Origin of the sequence: Nocardia rosealba, from assembly GCF_020216065.1 — a bacterium.
Lineage (GTDB): Bacteria > Actinomycetota > Actinomycetes > Mycobacteriales > Mycobacteriaceae > Nocardia > Nocardia rosealba.
Genome location: NZ_JAIWNA010000013.1, coordinates 17,021 through 33,368, shown reverse-complemented (window position 1 = coordinate 33,368; position 16,348 = coordinate 17,021). Strand labels below are relative to the sequence as shown.

Sequence of the window (16,348 nt, the reverse complement as noted above, 5' to 3'; positions counted from 1 at the left end):
TACTCACCCGTTCGCCGCTCGTGTACCCCGAAGGGCCTTACCGCTCGACTTGCATGTGTTAAGCACGCCGCTAGCGTTCGTCCTGAGCCAGAATCAAACTCTCCGTTGAAGACTCTCGAAACACCCCCAAAAAGGGGCGAATCAGAAATATCTAACTAGAGTCCGAAAAATCTAGCAAAGCGAACACCAGCAAATTAAGATTCGCTGTTGTTCAAAATGTCCAACCTCCCACGACCGGGGGGTACGCGAAGGCTGGAACCAATAAAAATATTGGCACTGACATTCATCGACACACTATTGAGTTCTCAAAGAACACACGCACAAACATCCACCCGCAACATGTCGTAGGGGCTTCAGCAAGGCAACTGTTCCAACCTAGCGCAGAGAACCAACCGAAGCAAATCCGGGGTTCTGGCCACTTGGCTGTCAGGCGCTCATCGTCCTACCTCGTGTCCCCGCCATCTCGTGGCCGGGTCGGTGTCCGTGTCGCTCTGACTCGAACTAAGTTACGCAGCCCCGACGACGAAGTCAAATCGCCTGGTCGACCGGGCGTGCCGTGGGCGGGGCGATCGCCTCGCAACTTGTCAGCCCAGCAGGCGGGGCGGCGCTCATGCAAGCATCTCACCAGGAGACATACACGCCTCACGTGGACACCGACCACCGTCCGATATACAGTTTTCCGACAATCAGCAATCGCTGAGCAAATATTGTGCGGGAAAGGGGCCGTGGTGATCGACGATCTCGACTCGGTCGAACGTCGTGCGTGGGGCGCTGTGGTCACCCTCGCGATGCGGGTCCCCAGCGTGCTCGACTCCCGGCTGCAACGCGAGTTCGGGTTGACACACTTCGAGTACCGGTTGCTGGCTCTGCTCCAGGATTCACCGAGCCACCGGATGCGGCTGAGCATGCTCGCCGCGCGCGGGCACGGTTCCATTTCGCGCGTCTCCCACGTGGTTTCCAAGCTCGAGCGGGTGGGGTTCGTCCGGCGCGTGGCCGTGACAACGGGTCGAGGGGTCGATGCCGTGCTCACGCCGAACGGCCTCGCGAAGGTCGTCGAGGCGACGCCGGACTATCTCGTGGCGATCCGCAGACTGGTGCTCGACGGGCTCGACGAAGCACAGAAGGCCGAGCTCGCGGTGCTCGCCGAGAAGCTGTCGCATCACCTGATCGGCATGCTCGGCGACTCCCCCGTCGGTGAGACCTCCGGCTGACACGACGACGCCGCCCGGCAAACAGCCGGGCGGCGTCGGGTATCGATGTCAGACGGCGCGCGGGTGCCAGGTCGCGATCGCCCAGATCACGACCACGTCCAGCACGATGATGATGATCGACCACCACGGGTAGTACGGCAGCCACAGGAAGTTCGCCACGATGGACAGCGCGGCGATCAGCATGGCCGCCACCCGGCCCCACGTCTGCCCGGCGATCAGTCCGATCGCGACGATCACCACGATCGCGCCGAGGACGATGTGCCACCAACCCCAGCTGGTGAGGTCGAACTGGTAGGCGTACTCGGGCCCGACGACGATCAGATCGTCGTTGGCCACGGCGGAGATTCCCTGGAAGATCTGCAGCACACCGACGACCGCCAGCAGGATCCCGGCGGCGATGGAGGTGCCTGCCGCGATTCCGTCGCGGACTTCGTGTTGGTTCCTGTTGGTCATCACTCGGCCTTTCCGTCGATCAACGGACATGCCACTTCGGCATAGGCCAACGGTAGGAACCAGGTCCCCGGTTCACCTCACCCGTTGTGGGTGAATTCGCGGACCCGGTGCACCGGGCGAAGGGTCTTACCGAGGTCGGTGCGCAGGGTGAGCAAGGCGTCGAGCAGATAGTTCTGCCTGACCCGCCACGGATGACGGTCACCCTGCCTGGGGAACGCGGCGATCGAACGCAGGATGTAGCCGGCGTTCAGGTCGAGCAAGGGGTGCTGTTTCAGGTTGCGGCCCGGTTCGGGGACCACAGCGGGGGCGCCGGTGCGATCGAGATGGGTGAGCACCTTGCAGACCAGGCGGGAGGTGAGGTCGGCACGCAATGTCCAGGAGGCATTGGTATAGCCGACGCAGATCGCGAAATTCGGCAGCCCGGTGAGCATGGCGCCCTGCCAGACGAATTGATCCGCCAGGTCGACCTGCTTGCCGTCGACCGAGGGGGCGATCCCGCCGAAGGCGAGCAACCGCAGGCCGGTGGCGGTGACGATGATGTCGGCGGGCAGTGTCTGGCCCGAGGCGAGGCGGATGCCCTCGGGGACGAAGCTGTCGATGTGTTCGGTGACCACGGAGGCCTTGCCCTTCTTCAGCGCTTTGAAGAAGTCGGCGTCGGGGGCCGCGCACAGGCGCTGGTCCCACGGATCGTAGTCGGGGGTGAAGTGCCGGGCGACGAGCTTCTCGTCTTTGAGGATGCGGGTGGCCAGGCCGGTGAGGAGTTTGCGCGCGGCGGCGGGACGGCGGCGACAGTACTGATAGAAACCGATGTTGAACAGGATGTTCTTGGTGCGGATCACGCGGTGCGCCAGGTCGGCGGGCAGCAGGCCGCGGATCTTGTCGGCCTGTTTGTCACGGCCGGGTACCGGGCTGATCCAGGTGGGACTGCGCTGCAGCATGGTGACGTGCGCGGCCTCGGCGGCCAGATTGGGGACCAGGGTGACGGCGGTGGCGCCGCTGCCGATGACCACCACCCGCTTGTCGCGCACGTCGAGATCGGCGGGCCAGAACTGCGGGTGCACGATCGTGCCCGCGAACTCGGTACGGCCGGGGAACTGCGGATCGTGCGGCTGCTGGTAGTCGTAGTAACCGGCGCAGGCGTAGAGGAAAGAGCAGGTCAGCGTGCTGAGCTCGGGTCCGTCTGGGCCCTCGTGCGCGATGGTCAGCTGCCAGCGGGCCCGCGCCGACGACCAGTCGGCACCGATCACCCGTGACCCGAAACGGATGTGGCGGTCGATGCCGTTCTCCACGGCCGTCTCGCGGATGTAGTCGAGGATGGCGGAACCGTCGGCGATGGAACGTGCGGCCCGCCACGGCTTGAACGGGTAACCGAGGGTGAACATGTCCGAATCGGACCGGATTCCGGGGTAGCGGAACAGGTCCCAGGTGCCACCGAGATCGGCGCGGGCCTCGAGAACGGCGTAGCTGCGGTGCGGATGCTCGGTCTGCAGCCGGTAGGCGGCCCCGATGCCGGACAGTCCGGCGCCGACGATGACGACGTCGAGGTGTTCGGGGCTTACGGCGGTGTCGGTCATGGGCACCAGTGTGCCTGCTCACGGGCGGTGGGAGAAGACGCTGATTTCGCCTATCGTCGGTGCGGTGTCGATCTTTCGACGTGCGGGATGGTTGCTCGTCGGCGCACTCGTCACCGTGCTCGCTGCCGCTGTCGCCGGGCTACCGGTGTTCGTGTACCCGCAAGTGGATCCGCTGCGACCGGCCGACGTGATCGTCGTCCTCGGCGGAACACCCTACGAACGATTCGACGTGGGCATCGAACTGGCCGAACGCGGATACGCCCCCGAGGTGCTGATCTCGCAGTCCACCGGCGTCGACGATCCGCTGATGGACAAGTACTGCGGTGGCCGATTCGCCTTCCGGGTGGCGTGTTTCGTGCCCGACCCCTGGACCACCGACGGCGAGGCACGCGAAATAGTCCGGCGTGCAACGATTTACGGGTGGCGCCACATCATCGTGGTCACGTTCACGCCGCATGTGTCGCGGGCGCGCTACATCGTCGGCCGGTGTTTCGAGGGCGAGATCACCATGGTCGCCAGCCCGACGCAGACGGGGCTCGGGTTCTGGAGCTGGATGTATGTGCGCCAATCCGCCGGGTATGTCCGGGCTTTCGTGAATCAGCACTGCGAACAGGACGCCTGAGAATCAGCGGGTCGGCCCGAGGTCGAGGCGCCGGGTGACGCGGTCGACGACGTCGGCGGGCATGCCCGGGTCCCGGCGGGCGGCCAGCGCTTCGCGTCGGCCCGCCTCGACCACGGCGGCGCGGACCGCACCGAATTGGGCGACCGATTTGCGTTCCTTGTCCATGGCGGCCTTGGCGTCGGCGTCGGCGGCCTCCGGGTCGGCTTTGGCGGAGAGGCGGCGCAGCCTGGCCTTGATGTCCTCGTAGACGTCGTCGGGTAGGTCGTCGCGGGCGGCGATCATCTTCAGCTCGGCGAGTTCGGCGCCGACCACGCGCTCCCAGAGCTGCCGTTCGAGGGCACGTTCCTGGCGGGTGTCGGCGTGTACGCCGGTCAGGCGGACCACCAGGGGCAGGGTCGGGCCCTGCACGAGCAGGGTGAACAGGACGACCGAGAACGCGACGAACAGAATCTCCGAGCGGGCGGGGAACTCGGCGCCGGAGTCGATGGTGAACGGAACGGCCAGGGCGAGGGCGACCGTCGCGACTCCGCGCATCCCTGCCCACCAGGTGACGATCACCTCCTGCCAGGTGAACGCGTCGTCCACATCGCGCCAGCGGTGGGTCACCGTCCACATGCCCATCAGCCAGACCAGCCGCAACAGCACGACCACGGCGATCACCGCGACGCTCACCCCGGCCAGGGTGCGCCAGTTGTGGCCGGAGGTCTCGATGACCACCCGCAGTTCCAGTCCGATCAGCGCGAACGCGAAACCGGTGATGAGCATTTCGACGACGTCCCAGCACGAGTCGGCGATCAGCCGGTAGTCGCGGTCACCGATCTCGGTCACCGCGTCGGTGAGATACAGCGCGCACACCAGCACCGCGAGGACCGCCGAACCTTCGAAATGTTCGGCGATGCCGTACGCGGCGAACGGCAGCAGCAGACTCAGTGCCACCTGGGACGTGGCGTCGGTCAGGTAGCGGGTGAGCTTGCTCCCGAGCCAGCCGAGCAGCAGACCGACCAACGCGCCGGCGATCGCCGCCAGCGCGAAATCGCCGAGGGCGTGCCATGGCGAGAACACGCCGGTGACGACCGCCTGGATACCGACGGTGTAGATGACGATCGCCGTGACGTCATTGAACAGCCCCTCGCCGCCGAGTGTGACGATCAGCCGCCGGGGCAGTCCGAGCCGGCCCGCCATCGACATCGCCGCGACGGGGTCGGGCGGGGCGACCAGCGCGCCGAGCACCACACCCGCGGCCACCGCGACCGCCGGATTCCAGGCGTGGAAGACCACCGCGACCGCGACCGCGGTGACGATGACGAGTCCGACCGCGCGCAGGGCGATGACCTGCCACTGCTCGGCGAACTGGCGCCAGGAGGTGCGCCGGGCGGCGGCATAGAGCAGGGGTGGCAGGACCAGCGGCAGGATGAGGTCGGGCGGGATGTTCAGGCTCGGCACCGCGGGGATCAGGGCGAGCAGGCAACCGAACACCGTCATCAGGATCGAGGGTGCGAGTCCGAAGCGATCGCCGAGTGCCTCGGCGAGCACGGCGGCGAGCAGGATCACCAGAATCAGCACCAACTGGTCCATAACTGACCAGTGTCGGGGAAAGGCCGGCAGGTGCACGTGAGACCCGCCGCCATCGCACCGAGTACCACCGTCAGCCCGACTCCGTCGGCTGATTACTGTCGGCCACCAGGTCGGCGATGGCGAAAATCGGATGCGGTCGGTTGACCGGGTGTGTCGATCAGCCTGCTGCCGCTGGTGGAAGCAGGATCGGGGGCAAGGGGAAGGGGAGCTGGATGGCCGGCGGAGGGGGCGGCGGGGGTGCGGGCTCGGGGACCGGGATGGGCTCGGGTTCGGGTGCCGGGGCCGGTTCGGGAGGCGGGGGTGGGTCGTAGACCGGCGGTGCGTCCACCGGGGGTGGTGGTTCGTACGGGGCCTCGACCGGTGGTGGAGGCGGGAGTTCCACCGGGAGCGGTTCGGGATTCGGCGGGGGCGGTGGTGGCGGTGGTGGCGCGGGCGTATCCGGGGCGCCGACTGTGCACTGCCAGGTGCCGTCATCGTCGACCTCCCAGTGAGCGACGATGCCGCCCGCCGAGCAATTGCCGCCCACTCGTCTGGCCGGCCACGGCGGGTTCAGGTCCGTGTCGCTGATCTGCTGACCGTCGACCGACAGACCGTTCGACCCCATCGGATCGACCTCGGAGTTGTCGTCGTCGCCCTGATTCGCGCGCAGCACCAAACCGACGGCGACCACCAGGGCGAGCAGTGCGGCGAGCACCGCCGCTATCGCGATCGTCCGGGTACTGCTGGCGGGCTCCTCGTCGGGGCCCTCGCTGCTGCCTGCCATCGCACCGCCTTCGCCGCGGACTTGGACTCCCTCGTTCAGGGAGGCTACCGCAGAGTTGCTCGAAGGCCGACGGAGTTTGGGCCACTGTCACTGTGCAGGGACGATACCTATACACAGCGGTTGCCGAAAATTTACTTGATCGCGACCCTTACCTTCACCGAATCGGCGTCGGTGTTGTGCAGCGCCTGGGAGACGAGCGCACTCAGATCCAGCTGCGGGCCGGTGGCGGTGACCGCCTCGCTGAGCGGGCGCAGCGCGGGCAGCAGGGCCGACAGCTCGGGACCGATCTCATCGAGCTTGGCGACCAGTTCCGCGAGCACCGGGACGAGCCCACCCTCGCGCAGGTACATCTCGGGGTCGCCCTCGGTGGCGCGGCCGACCGACTCGACGAACTGGTCGATCACCTGGCTCAGTCGGACGAACGCGGGCGCGGCGGCGGAGGTGGCCGGACCGGCCCAGGCGATGTCGCCGGAGACGTATTCGAAGTTGTTCTGCAGTTCGGCGATGGCGGGTGCGCGGCTCATGATGGCCGCCGCGAGCAGGTCACCGGCGCGGGCCAGTTCGGGGATCACGTTCTCGGTGCCGGTCATGGCGGTGCCGAGCGTGCCGACCAGCGAGTCGACCACCGCCGGGTCGAGCTGTTCGACGGTCTTGGTGACCAGGCGCGCCACCTCGGGAATCGACATCGGAGTTCGCACGTTCTCCCCCGCCAGCCGCTGCCCGTCGGTCAGGTACGGCCCGTCGGTGCTCGGCGGCACGAACTGCACGTACGGCTCGCCGAGGGAGGACAGGTGCTCGATGGTGACGATGCTGCTCATCGGCACCTTGTGGTCGGCACCTACGCGGAAACCCACGCGCACTCCCCCGCGTGCGTCGGTGTCGACGGCGGTGACCTCACCGATCTCGATGCCGGTCAGCAGGATCGGCGATCCGACGCTGAGGCCACCCGAGTCGGCGACCTCGAGGGAGGCCTCGGTGTAGTCGGCCAGCGGGTCGACCCGGACCACTCCGAAGGTCAGGTAGGTCGCGCCGAGCACGGTGATGGCGGCGATGCCGCTGAGCGAGGCGAGTGCTCCGATCTTCATCGCACCATTCCGATCATCCGCAGGGCGGTCACGATCTGGTCCAGCTGTTCCTGTTCGGAGACCTGCACACCGGTGACGTTCACCTTCGGGCCGCGCTCGGCGAAGGGAATGATCTTGTCGCGCAGCAGGTCGGTGAGCAGGGCCATATTGGTCGGGTTCCGCAGGTCTGGCGAGGCGCCGATCAGCAGCGGCAGGAATGCGGTCGCGGCCGCGTCACCCGAATTCGCCAGCGGTGCGAGCCAACCCATGGAGTGGGCGAGCGGGCCGAGGGCATTGAAGATGACCATCGTCTTGGCGATGGAGTCCTGGTTGTCCGACAGCGCGCGCACCGCCTCGGGGGTGAGGATATCGGTGAGTTCGCCTTCGATGTTGTGCATGATCTCGGCGTTGGCGGCGAGCCCGTTGACCAGCAGGTCGACCTGGTCCAGATTGGCAGCCAGATCGGCGGCGTCGGCCCCCATCACCGCCGAGATGCGGGCGGTCTCGCGGGGATCCTGCGGCATCACCGAGTTCACCCGGGCGATCATGTCCTGCAGCTGACCGATCGCGCCGCCCTGCACGAACAGCGCCATGGTCGCCATCGTGTCTTCCAGCTGTACAGGGGGTTTGGTGCGTTCGATGGGGATGGTTCCGCCGTCGCGCAGCAGCTGACCGAAGCCGTCCTTCGGCGTGGTCAGGGCGACGTGGATATCGCCGAGGATGGTGTCCTGGCGCAGTTCGGCGATGGTCTGCGCGGGCAGCGAGACCGATTCGAGGATGTCGGCCTCGACGACGACGTAACCACCACGGCCTGCGGGCGCGTCGGCGGGCTGGACCACCCGGACGTCGGTGACGGTGCCGATCTCGGCGCCGTTGGAAATCACCTTCGACTTCGACGGCAGATTCAGCGCGCTGGCGAACTCGATGTGCACGCGGTAGGTGTCACCGCTGACCGACGAACCGGGGACCGGCACGTCGGCGGGATCGAAACCGCAGCCGCCGACCGCGAGTCCCGCGGCTACGACCAGCGCGATCATGGTGCGTCGCATACTCTTTCGTGACCTGATCATCGGGCACCTGCCATTCCGAGCACGACTTGCACGAGGTTCACATCGGTCAATCCCTGTGCGGGGTCGGGGCACTGCCCCGGCAGCACCGCGTTGAGAGCAGCGCACACCTGGTCGGCCTCGCCCGTGGGCAAGGCGACCTTCGGCGGGGCGTAGGTGATGGCGGTGCCGCCCGCGGCGGACTGGAACGCCGATGTCAGGGCGGGCAGCTTCAGCACCACATCCCGCAGGGATCCGACGTTGGCGCGCAACATCTTCACCAGCGGGACGGCGCCGTCGAGGGTGCCGATGAGCGGATCGCCGAGGATGGTGGTGAGGTCGTTGAGCATCGGCAGCAGTTCGCCGAGCCCGTCGAACAGCGAGGTGGCCGGGCCGAGCAGGTCGTCGGAGGCCATGTTCAGCAGCGGCGCGAGCCGGGTGAGCATGGACTGCAGGTCACCCCAGTTCGCGGCGACGCGGTTGGACACCGACGCGAAGGCGTCGAAAAGGCCTGCGAGGTGGCCGATGTCGGCGTCCGGCTTGTTCATCGCCGAACCGAGCTTGGTGATGAGCTCGTTGACGGTCGGGCCGGTGCCCTGCGTGGCGCGATCCAGGGCGCCGAGGCCGTCCACCAGGGCGGTCGGCTGGCCCGAGGTGGTGCCCGAGAGCTGCTCGGACAGGCTCGCCAGGGCGGTGAGCGTTTCGGTGATGCTCTTGGGCGTCAGCGTTTTGGTGATGCAGCCACCCTCGAACTTGCGGGTGTCCTTGCCGCTGGCCAGCACGGCCAGATTACGGTCGGCGGCAACGGAATACGCGACGGTGGTCGCCGAAGCGTCGGCGTAGACCGGGTATTCGGCATCGACGTCGAAATCGACGCGCACCTTGGGACCCTCGTTGCGGACCGAGGTCACCTCGCCGACGGTGATACCGCGCATGGTGATGTGGTTGCCCGGGTACAGGCCGACCGCGTCGGGCATGAGCGCGCAATAGGATTCGGTCTTCTTCAGCGGATCGAAGGCGATGAAGTAGCCGCCGGTGACGAGCGCGACGAGCACCGCGACACCGGCGATCGACATGAACGCCTGGGATCCGAGGAGCTTTTTCAGCATCAGCACGCCTTCCCCGGTAGCGGCACGCACACCCGTGCGTCCGACTGGTCGACGACCACGCCGGCCTCGGGCGTCACCAGCTGCGACAACTTGGTCTGTAATTCGTGCACCGTTCCGATCACCGGCTCGAACCGGCCGGTGAGTTCCTGCAGCCGCGGTAGTGCATCGGCCAGCGCCTGTGCCTGCGGTTTCAGGGTCGACTCCCAGCCTGGCGCCAGGGTGGCGAGACGGTTCACCACCGACACGAGCAGCCGGACCGCCTCGGCCGCCTCAGCCTGCTTGCTCAGCAGCACGTCCTCGAGCAGGTTGACGTTGTTCATCAGCCTGCCGAGATCGGACTTGGCGCCGTCGTACATGGAGATGTACTCGTCGAGAATCGCGATGGACTTCGACACCTGCGAACGCTGGCGGTCGAGCATGTCGACGTACTTGCCGACCGTGTCCAGGGTGGTGCGCAGCGCCTCCGGCGAGTTCTGCAACGCGGTATTGGCAGCCGCGAGATTCTCGCGCACTGTCGCGCCGTCGACCGCGGCCAGCGGTGCCGTGGCGTCCTGGAAGGTTTCGATCAGGCTGTACGGCAAGCGGATTCGGTCGGACGGAATCGCCTCATCGCCCAGCGGCTCCGAACCGGCGGGGTACAGCGCGACGTAGTGGCCGCCGACGACGGTGAGCATGCGGACGTCGAGGGAGGTCTGGTCGCCGACGAACACGTCGTTGTTCACGGTGAACCGCATGACGACCTTGTCCGGCTTCAGCTCCAGCGAGGTGACGCTGCCGACCGAGATACCGGCCAGGCGCACGTCGTCACCCTCGCGCACCGACTGGGCTTCGGTGAGCTCGGCGGTGTAGGTGTGTTTGCCCAGCGGCACCACGTACACCACGCCCGCGGCGATGATGAACAGCACCACGGCGGTCAGGCCGATGATGCCCATCCGCAGCTCACGGGCGCGTTTGCCCGCTTCGTCGAGGATCGGGCGATCACCGGAGAAGAATTTCAGCGGTTGCATACGGTGACCTTCTGTCCGGCGATCAGCACCTGCAGTGGCGCGGGCACCTCGGCGGCGCCGTTGCTGCAGTGCGGTGTGAAGTCGGTGAAACCGCGCGAGAGCGAGGAGTCGACCGTGGCCAGCAGACCGGGCAGGCGGCCGAAAACCTCCACGGCCTCCTGCGGATTCGGGAACAGGGCGCGGATCATCGCGTCGACATCGGCGCCGCCGCCTTCGACCAGGCCGAGCGAGGCGAGCAGCCGGTCGACCGGGGCGAGCACCGAGGGCGCGCTCATCGCGAAGTCGGCGACTCCGCCGATATTGCGCTGCATCGCCTCGAAGATGTCGGTGAGGCGGGCGAGCAGCGGCACCAGGTGACCCAGCCTGCCGCCGTGACGGTCGGCAAGATCGGACATGTTGTGGATCAGCGTGCTGACCACCTGCTGGCGGTTCTCGGCGTAGGAGGCGAGTTCGTCGATGGCGGTGAGCGCGGGGCCGAGGCCGCTGCCGTCGCCCTCGATCACGGCGAGCATGCTCGCGGTGAACTGGTTGATCGCCTCGGGCGACAGCGTCGCCAGCACCGGCTTCAGACCGCTGAACAGGCTGGTCACATCGAAGGACGGCACGGTCATGTGCGCGCCGATGCGAGCGCCCGCGGCGATGCGGGTGCCCGGGTTGGGCGCCTGCTGCAGGTCGACATAGCGCTGGCCGGTGAGGTTCTGATAGCGGATGGCCAGCTTGGAGTTGTCGTAGATCGGCGTATCGGTCTTGACCGTCAGGCGCACCTTGGCCTTGTCGCCCTCGAGCGAGATCTTCTCGACCTTGCCCACCTGCACACCGAACATGCGCACGTCGTTGCCGACCTTGAGGCCGTTGGCATCGGTGAACAGCACGTCGTGCGCATTGGTGTCACCGGAGACGGGACGTTTGATGAGCGTGAACACCAGACCGAGCACGGCGACCATCACCAGCGTGAACACGCCGAGGCGCAGTGCGACACCGCGAATCTTCATCACGCACCGCCCTTTCCGAACAGCGGGACCGCGATCGCGGGGACACCGCTGAGCTCGACATCGAGGTTGAGCACGGGCCCGTCGGGACCGTCGGGCATGGCGCCGTGGAGGTTCTGCAGCAGCGCGGTGAGTTCGGCGCCGGTCCGGCGCGAATTCGGCGACATCTGCGCCAGCGCGAGCAGCATGGGCGCGAGCATGTCGGTCGACTCGGCGAGGTGGCCGCCCGCGGTGTTCAAGGTGGTGGTCAGGGCGGGCAGCAGGCTGCCGCCGATCACGCCGACGCCGATGTCGTAGCGGTCCTTGTCGGTCTGGGTCACCTTGATCTCGCTGAGCTGGTCGATCACCTGCATGGTCGCCCCGGCGAACTGGCCGCCGCCGTCGAAGGCCGGGCCGAGCCTGCCGAACAGTTCCGAGGGCGCGACGTCCTGGTTGTCGGCGATGGTCTTGGCCACCGTGATGAGCGCCTGGACCAGCGGGGTGAAGGCCTTGAAGTCGGCGGCGAGCTGGGAGATCACCGTCGCCATCTGCGGGCTCGTCACGGTCATGCCGACCTGCGAGAGGCTGCGCAGGATCGCGCTCATGGTCGCGTCGTAGACCCGGGCGTTGTTCGGGCCGGTCAGGTCGAGCACCGAACCTGCCCGCAGCGGGGCACCGCCGGGGCCGCGCCTCAGTTCGATCTCGGCGATGCCGAACAGGTTGGTCGGCGCGTAGTCGATGGCGAGGCTGTCGTCGATGCCGTGCAGGCGGTGCTCGTCGAGCAGCAGCGCGATCTGCTGGGTGCCGCGCTCGCCGGGGGTCACCTCGGCGACCTCGCCGACGGTGACGCCGTCGATACGGACCTGGCTGCCGGATTCGATGCCGTCACCGAGGTGCTCGGTGCGCAGCGCGATCCGCAGCCCCTCCTCGGAGCGGACGTTGGAGTACGTGACGTAACCGAGCGCGACCACCGCGATCACCGCGAGGATGACGACACCGGTCAGGCGCGAGGTGCGCCGATTCGCCGCGACGCCGGGCATTCCGTAATTCGGCACTAGCTCACCCCGTAAAACTGATCGCCGAGTTGAAGCCCCACAGCATGATCGACAGCACCATGTCGATGGCGACGATGGCCACCGAACTGGCCCGCACCGCGCGACCCGAGGCGATGCCGACGCCCTCGGGTCCGCCGGTGGCGAAGAACCCGAAGTAGCTGTGCACCAGGATCACGACCGTGCCGAACACGGCGACCTTGATGACCGCCGCGATCATGTCGAAGCCGGAGATGAACTGGAAGAAGTAGTGGTCGTACACACCCGCCGACTGCCCGTAGACCATGGTGAGCAGACCGCGGCAGGCGCCGTAGGACAGGATCAGCGCGATCAGGAAGGTCGGCACGATCGCGATGGCGCCGGCGATCACTCGGGTGGTGACCACGAACGGCACCGAGCGCAGGCCGAGCGCCTCGATCGCGTCGATCTCCTCGGAGATGCGCATCGAGCCGATCTCGGCGGTGATCCGGCAGCCCGCCTGGGCGGCGAAGCCGATGGCGGCCGCGATCGGGGCCAGCTCACGGGTGGTGGCGTAGGCGGAGATGACGCCGGTGACCGGGCCCATGCCGAGCATGTCCAGCGACGCGAAGGACTCGACGCCCACGGAGGCGCCCATCACCAGGCCGAGCACGATCATCATCGGCACGGTGCCGCCGCCGACGATGATCGAGCCGCGACCCCAGGTCATATCGGTGACCGCGCGCAGCGTCTCGTCGCGGTAGCGGCGCAGCGTCAGCGGCACCGAGGACAGCACCTGCCAGACGAACACGGCGACGAAGCCGAGCGATTCGCCCGCGCCGACGACTCGTCTGCCCAGGCGCGCGGGTGTGCGCAACCAGTGCAGCGAGGTGGGGAGATAGGAAGAGGCAGCCATCACGCCAACTTCGTCGGCAGGAACATGGCGCTGATCTGGGTGGCCAGCAGGTTCACGATGGCGATGGACACCACCGAGAGCACAACCGCCGCGTTCACCGCGTCGGCCACACCGCGCGGCCCGCCCTTGGCCTCCAGCCCGCGCTGGCACGAGATGACGACGACGAGGAACCCGAAGATCAGGGCCTTGAGCAGCGACACCCACACATCGCCCGCGGTCGCGAAGGAACCGAAGGTGGACCAATAGCTGCCGGGCGTCACGCCCTGACCGCCGACGGCCACCGCGTACCCGGCGAGCACGCCGACGAAGATGATGAGCACGTTGAGCATCGGGGCGACGATCAGCATCGCCATCATGCGCGGGATCACCAGCCGGTGCACCGGGCTGATGCCCATGGTGTTGAGCGCGTCGATCTCCTCGCGGATGGTCCTGGCGCCCAGGTCGGCCGCGATGGCCGCCGCGCCCGCACCGCCGAGCAGGAAGCCGGTCGCGATGGGCGCGCCCTGCTTGATGACGCCGAGGCCGCCGGTGGCGCCGAGCATGGAGTCGGCGCCGAGGCTGTGGATGAGGTTGCCCACCTGCACCGAGACGATCACGCCGAACGGGATCGCCATGAGCACGGCCGGAATGGCGGTGACGGTGATGAGGCGCCAGGCCTGCACGAGGGTCTCGCGCCATTGGAACTGGCGGCGGGCCACGTCGGCGACGGTGCCGGTGACCGACTCCTGCGCGAGGTCGACCGCACGCCCGAAGGTCCGCAACGACGACACCACCGTGGCGGTGAAGTTCTCGCGGACGATCTGGGTAGCGGAATCCGTCTTCGCGGAATGCAGATCGGTCGACATCAGAAATGCCTCCGGCCCGCTTGCGAAGCGCGGGGCAGGGTGAAATTCATACCGCACTCTCTGGCTTCGGCGTCGGTGCCAACTCCAGCAAGCTAACCGGTACTCTGCGTCACAACAAAATTTCGGGTGGGTGACCCTCGTCGCTTTTCCGCTGTTCCCATGACAGGATCATGCGGGTTGTGATCCGCGACACCGCACCTACGGGCTTGCGGCGAGGAACACGAAAGCCGCGAACAACGCCAGGTGCACACCGCCCTGCAGCAAGGTGGCCCGACCTGGCACAACGGTCAGCGTGCCGACCACGAAGGTCAGCGCGAGCAGCACCATCTGGGTGGCGCCGAGCCCGAGGACCAGCGGTCCGCTGAGCCAGATCGTGGCGATCGCGATCACCGGAATCGTGAGCCCGATACTGGCCATCGCCGACCCCAGCGCGAGATTCAGGCCGATCTGCACTTGGTTGCGCCGCGCGGAGTTGACCGCGGCCAGCGTCTCGGGCAGCAACACGAGCATCGCGATCACCACACCGACCGCGGCCTGCGGCAGCCCCGCCGAGGCGATGCCCGATTCCAGCGCGGGCGAGACCACCTTCGCCAGACCGACGACACAGACCAGGGCGAGCACGAGCATGCCGAGGCTGGTCAGGGCGATCCGGTTCGACGGCAGCTCCGCGTGCATCCCCTCGTCCTCATCGATCGCGCCGCTGGCCTCTACCGGGAGGAAATCGTCCGGGTGACGCACGGTCTGCACCATCACGAACAGCCCGTAGAGCGCCAGCGAGGCGACCGCGGCGAAGGCGAGCTGCGCCGGTGAGAACTCCGGGCCGGGCTTGCTCGTGGTGAAGGTCGGCAGCACCAGGCTCAGCGTCGCCAAGGTGGCCACCGTCGCCAGGGCCGCGCCCGTGCCCTCCGGGTTGAACACCGCGATCCGGCGCCGCAGCGCACCGACCAACAGCACGAGACCGAAGATGCCGTTGCAGGTGATCATCACTGCCGCGAAGACCGTGTCGCGCGCCAGCGACGCCGCCTTGTCACCACCGGAGATCATCATGGTGACGATCAGGGCCACCTCGATCACGGTGACCGCCACCGCCAGGATCAGCGCACCGTACGGTTCGCCGACCCGATGGGCCACCACCTCGGCGTGATAAACCGCCGAGAGCACCGCCCCGACCAGCACGGCACTGACCACTGCCACCACCACGCCCGGTATCTCGCGCCCCCAGGTGACGGCGAGTACGAGCGCGGCGAGAATCGGTACGAAGAGGGTCCATCTGGTCGTCAATGCGGCGATCATGATCTCCATCGTTCCAGGTGTGTGACACCAGCGGCCGGATGCGCGGCCGCGAACATGCGCCGATGGATTCACAGTCGCGCTGCGATGGGGAACAATTCAGCGCGTGCGGACCCAGTTCACCCTCGAGCTCTTGGCGCTGTCCAACGAGCTCACCCACATGTCGCGGCTGGCCCATGACGCGACCGAGCGGATCACCGAGGCGCTGGCGGGCGCCGATTTGGCGGCAACCTACGAGGTTTTCGCGCTCGACGAGCGGCTACAGCAGATGTTCGCCGCCTGCGAGTCACGCACCATGGCACTACTCGCCCTGCAGGCGCCGGTCGCCCGCGACCTGCGCCACGTGGTCACAGCCATCCAGGTGGCCGGTGAACTCTCGCGCATCGGGCGGCGCACGGAAGCCGCGGGACAGTACGTGTATCGCGCTCACCCCGACGCCGTCGCACCGGCGCCGGTGATGCAGGCGCTGGTGGCGATGGGCGGCCTGGCCGCTGAATGTGTTGCCCGGGTGAGCGATTCGGTCGCCACGGGCCGATTCGTCGAGGACGACGGTTCCGACGCGGCCGCCATGGAGGACCTGTTCAAACAGCTGAACTCCGTACTCACCGCAGCCGAAGCCGGTATCGATACCGCCGCCGCCATCGATCTGGCCTTGCTCGGCAGCCAGTTCCAGCGATGCGTGGATCACGCCGCTCGCATCGCCCGACTGATCCGCTTCCTGGACACCGGAATTCCCACCGAATCCGGTTCGCTACCCGACTGAGCGGGTACGTGATAGACGAACGCTATTGAGCTGCAATCCGTTTGCCCTGGCCTGTGCCGAATGTCATAGGCGACAATGACCGACGGACCGGTATCCGCCCCGTAGGTTGTGCCGGTTCGCAGTTCGACGAAG

General features: G+C 67.3%; 16 protein-coding genes and 1 rRNA gene. 3 read left to right on the top strand and 14 right to left on the bottom strand.

Annotated features, from left to right (window positions below; all coding sequences use genetic code 11):
• Positions 1-109, bottom strand: a 16S ribosomal RNA gene (locus tag LDL21_RS29420); the annotation flags it as partial.
• 619 nt (positions 110-728) lie between these two features.
• Here LDL21_RS29420 and LDL21_RS29415 point away from each other — a divergent pair.
• Positions 729-1,211, top strand: a complete 483-nt coding sequence (locus tag LDL21_RS29415; protein WP_225282638.1) for a MarR family winged helix-turn-helix transcriptional regulator — start codon at positions 729-731, stop codon at positions 1,209-1,211.
• 48 nt (positions 1,212-1,259) lie between these two features.
• Here the strand turns inward: LDL21_RS29415 and LDL21_RS29410 are convergent, their stop codons facing one another.
• On the bottom strand, positions 1,260-1,664 hold the full coding sequence (locus LDL21_RS29410) for a DUF7144 family membrane protein (protein ID WP_067644895.1): 405 nt from the start codon (positions 1,662-1,664) through the stop codon (positions 1,260-1,262).
• Positions 1,665-1,741: 77 nt separating this feature from the next.
• Positions 1,742-3,238 carry a flavin-containing monooxygenase gene (locus LDL21_RS29405; RefSeq protein WP_225282637.1) on the bottom strand — a complete coding sequence of 499 codons (1,497 nt, stop codon included), beginning with the start codon at positions 3,236-3,238 and terminating at the stop codon, positions 1,742-1,744.
• A gap of 64 nt (positions 3,239-3,302) precedes the next feature.
• Here LDL21_RS29405 and LDL21_RS29400 point away from each other — a divergent pair, with 64 nt between their 5' ends.
• Positions 3,303-3,860, top strand: a complete 558-nt coding sequence (locus LDL21_RS29400) for a YdcF family protein (RefSeq protein WP_308017180.1) — start codon at positions 3,303-3,305, stop codon at positions 3,858-3,860.
• 3 nt (positions 3,861-3,863) lie between these two features.
• Here the strand turns inward: LDL21_RS29400 and LDL21_RS29395 are convergent, their stop codons facing one another.
• From LDL21_RS29395 to LDL21_RS29345, 11 genes are all read right to left on the bottom strand, one after another.
• Positions 3,864-5,435, bottom strand: coding sequence for a Na+/H+ antiporter (locus tag LDL21_RS29395; protein WP_225282636.1), 1,572 nt, complete (start codon positions 5,433-5,435; stop codon positions 3,864-3,866).
• A 157-nt stretch (positions 5,436-5,592) separates the two neighbouring features.
• Entirely contained in the window at positions 5,593-6,198 is a 606-nt protein-coding gene (locus LDL21_RS29390; RefSeq protein WP_225282635.1) for a hypothetical protein, read from the bottom strand.
• Positions 6,199-6,329: 131 nt separating this feature from the next.
• Complete coding sequence (locus tag LDL21_RS29385; protein WP_225282634.1) at positions 6,330-7,283, bottom strand: MlaD family protein; 954 nt, start codon at positions 7,281-7,283, stop codon at positions 6,330-6,332.
• Positions 7,280-8,311 carry an MlaD family protein gene (locus LDL21_RS29380; RefSeq protein ID WP_225282633.1) on the bottom strand — a complete coding sequence of 344 codons (1,032 nt, stop codon included), beginning with the start codon at positions 8,309-8,311 and terminating at the stop codon, positions 7,280-7,282. The genes LDL21_RS29385 and LDL21_RS29380 overlap by 4 nt, the downstream gene beginning before the upstream one ends.
• Before the next feature lie 17 nt (positions 8,312-8,328).
• Positions 8,329-9,417, bottom strand: coding sequence for an MlaD family protein (locus LDL21_RS29375; RefSeq protein ID WP_225282632.1), 1,089 nt, complete (start codon positions 9,415-9,417; stop codon positions 8,329-8,331).
• A complete protein-coding gene (locus tag LDL21_RS29370; protein ID WP_225282631.1) occupies positions 9,417-10,424 on the bottom strand; it encodes an MlaD family protein in 1,008 nt (335 codons plus the stop codon). The genes LDL21_RS29375 and LDL21_RS29370 overlap by 1 nt, the downstream gene beginning before the upstream one ends.
• Complete coding sequence (locus LDL21_RS29365; RefSeq protein ID WP_225282630.1) at positions 10,412-11,416, bottom strand: MlaD family protein; 1,005 nt, start codon at positions 11,414-11,416, stop codon at positions 10,412-10,414. The genes LDL21_RS29370 and LDL21_RS29365 overlap by 13 nt, the downstream gene beginning before the upstream one ends.
• Entirely contained in the window at positions 11,416-12,447 is a 1,032-nt protein-coding gene (locus LDL21_RS29360) for an MlaD family protein (RefSeq protein ID WP_225282629.1), read from the bottom strand. Before LDL21_RS29360 ends, LDL21_RS29365 begins: the two co-directional genes overlap by 1 nt.
• A gap of 4 nt (positions 12,448-12,451) precedes the next feature.
• Positions 12,452-13,318 carry an MlaE family ABC transporter permease gene (locus LDL21_RS29355; protein WP_225282628.1) on the bottom strand — a complete coding sequence of 289 codons (867 nt, stop codon included), beginning with the start codon at positions 13,316-13,318 and terminating at the stop codon, positions 12,452-12,454.
• The gene (locus LDL21_RS29350; protein WP_067498343.1) at positions 13,318-14,163 is read right to left on the bottom strand and encodes an MlaE family ABC transporter permease; all 846 of its coding nucleotides are present in this window, start codon (positions 14,161-14,163) and stop codon (positions 13,318-13,320) included. Before LDL21_RS29350 ends, LDL21_RS29355 begins: the two co-directional genes overlap by 1 nt.
• A gap of 198 nt (positions 14,164-14,361) precedes the next feature.
• Positions 14,362-15,456, bottom strand: coding sequence for a calcium:cation antiporter (locus LDL21_RS29345; RefSeq protein WP_225282640.1), 1,095 nt, complete (start codon positions 15,454-15,456; stop codon positions 14,362-14,364).
• A 103-nt stretch (positions 15,457-15,559) separates the two neighbouring features.
• Here LDL21_RS29345 and LDL21_RS29340 point away from each other — a divergent pair, with 103 nt between their 5' ends.
• Positions 15,560-16,216, top strand: coding sequence for a phosphate signaling complex PhoU family protein (locus LDL21_RS29340; protein ID WP_225282627.1), 657 nt, complete (start codon positions 15,560-15,562; stop codon positions 16,214-16,216).
• The last annotated feature ends 132 nt before the right edge of the window (positions 16,217-16,348 follow it).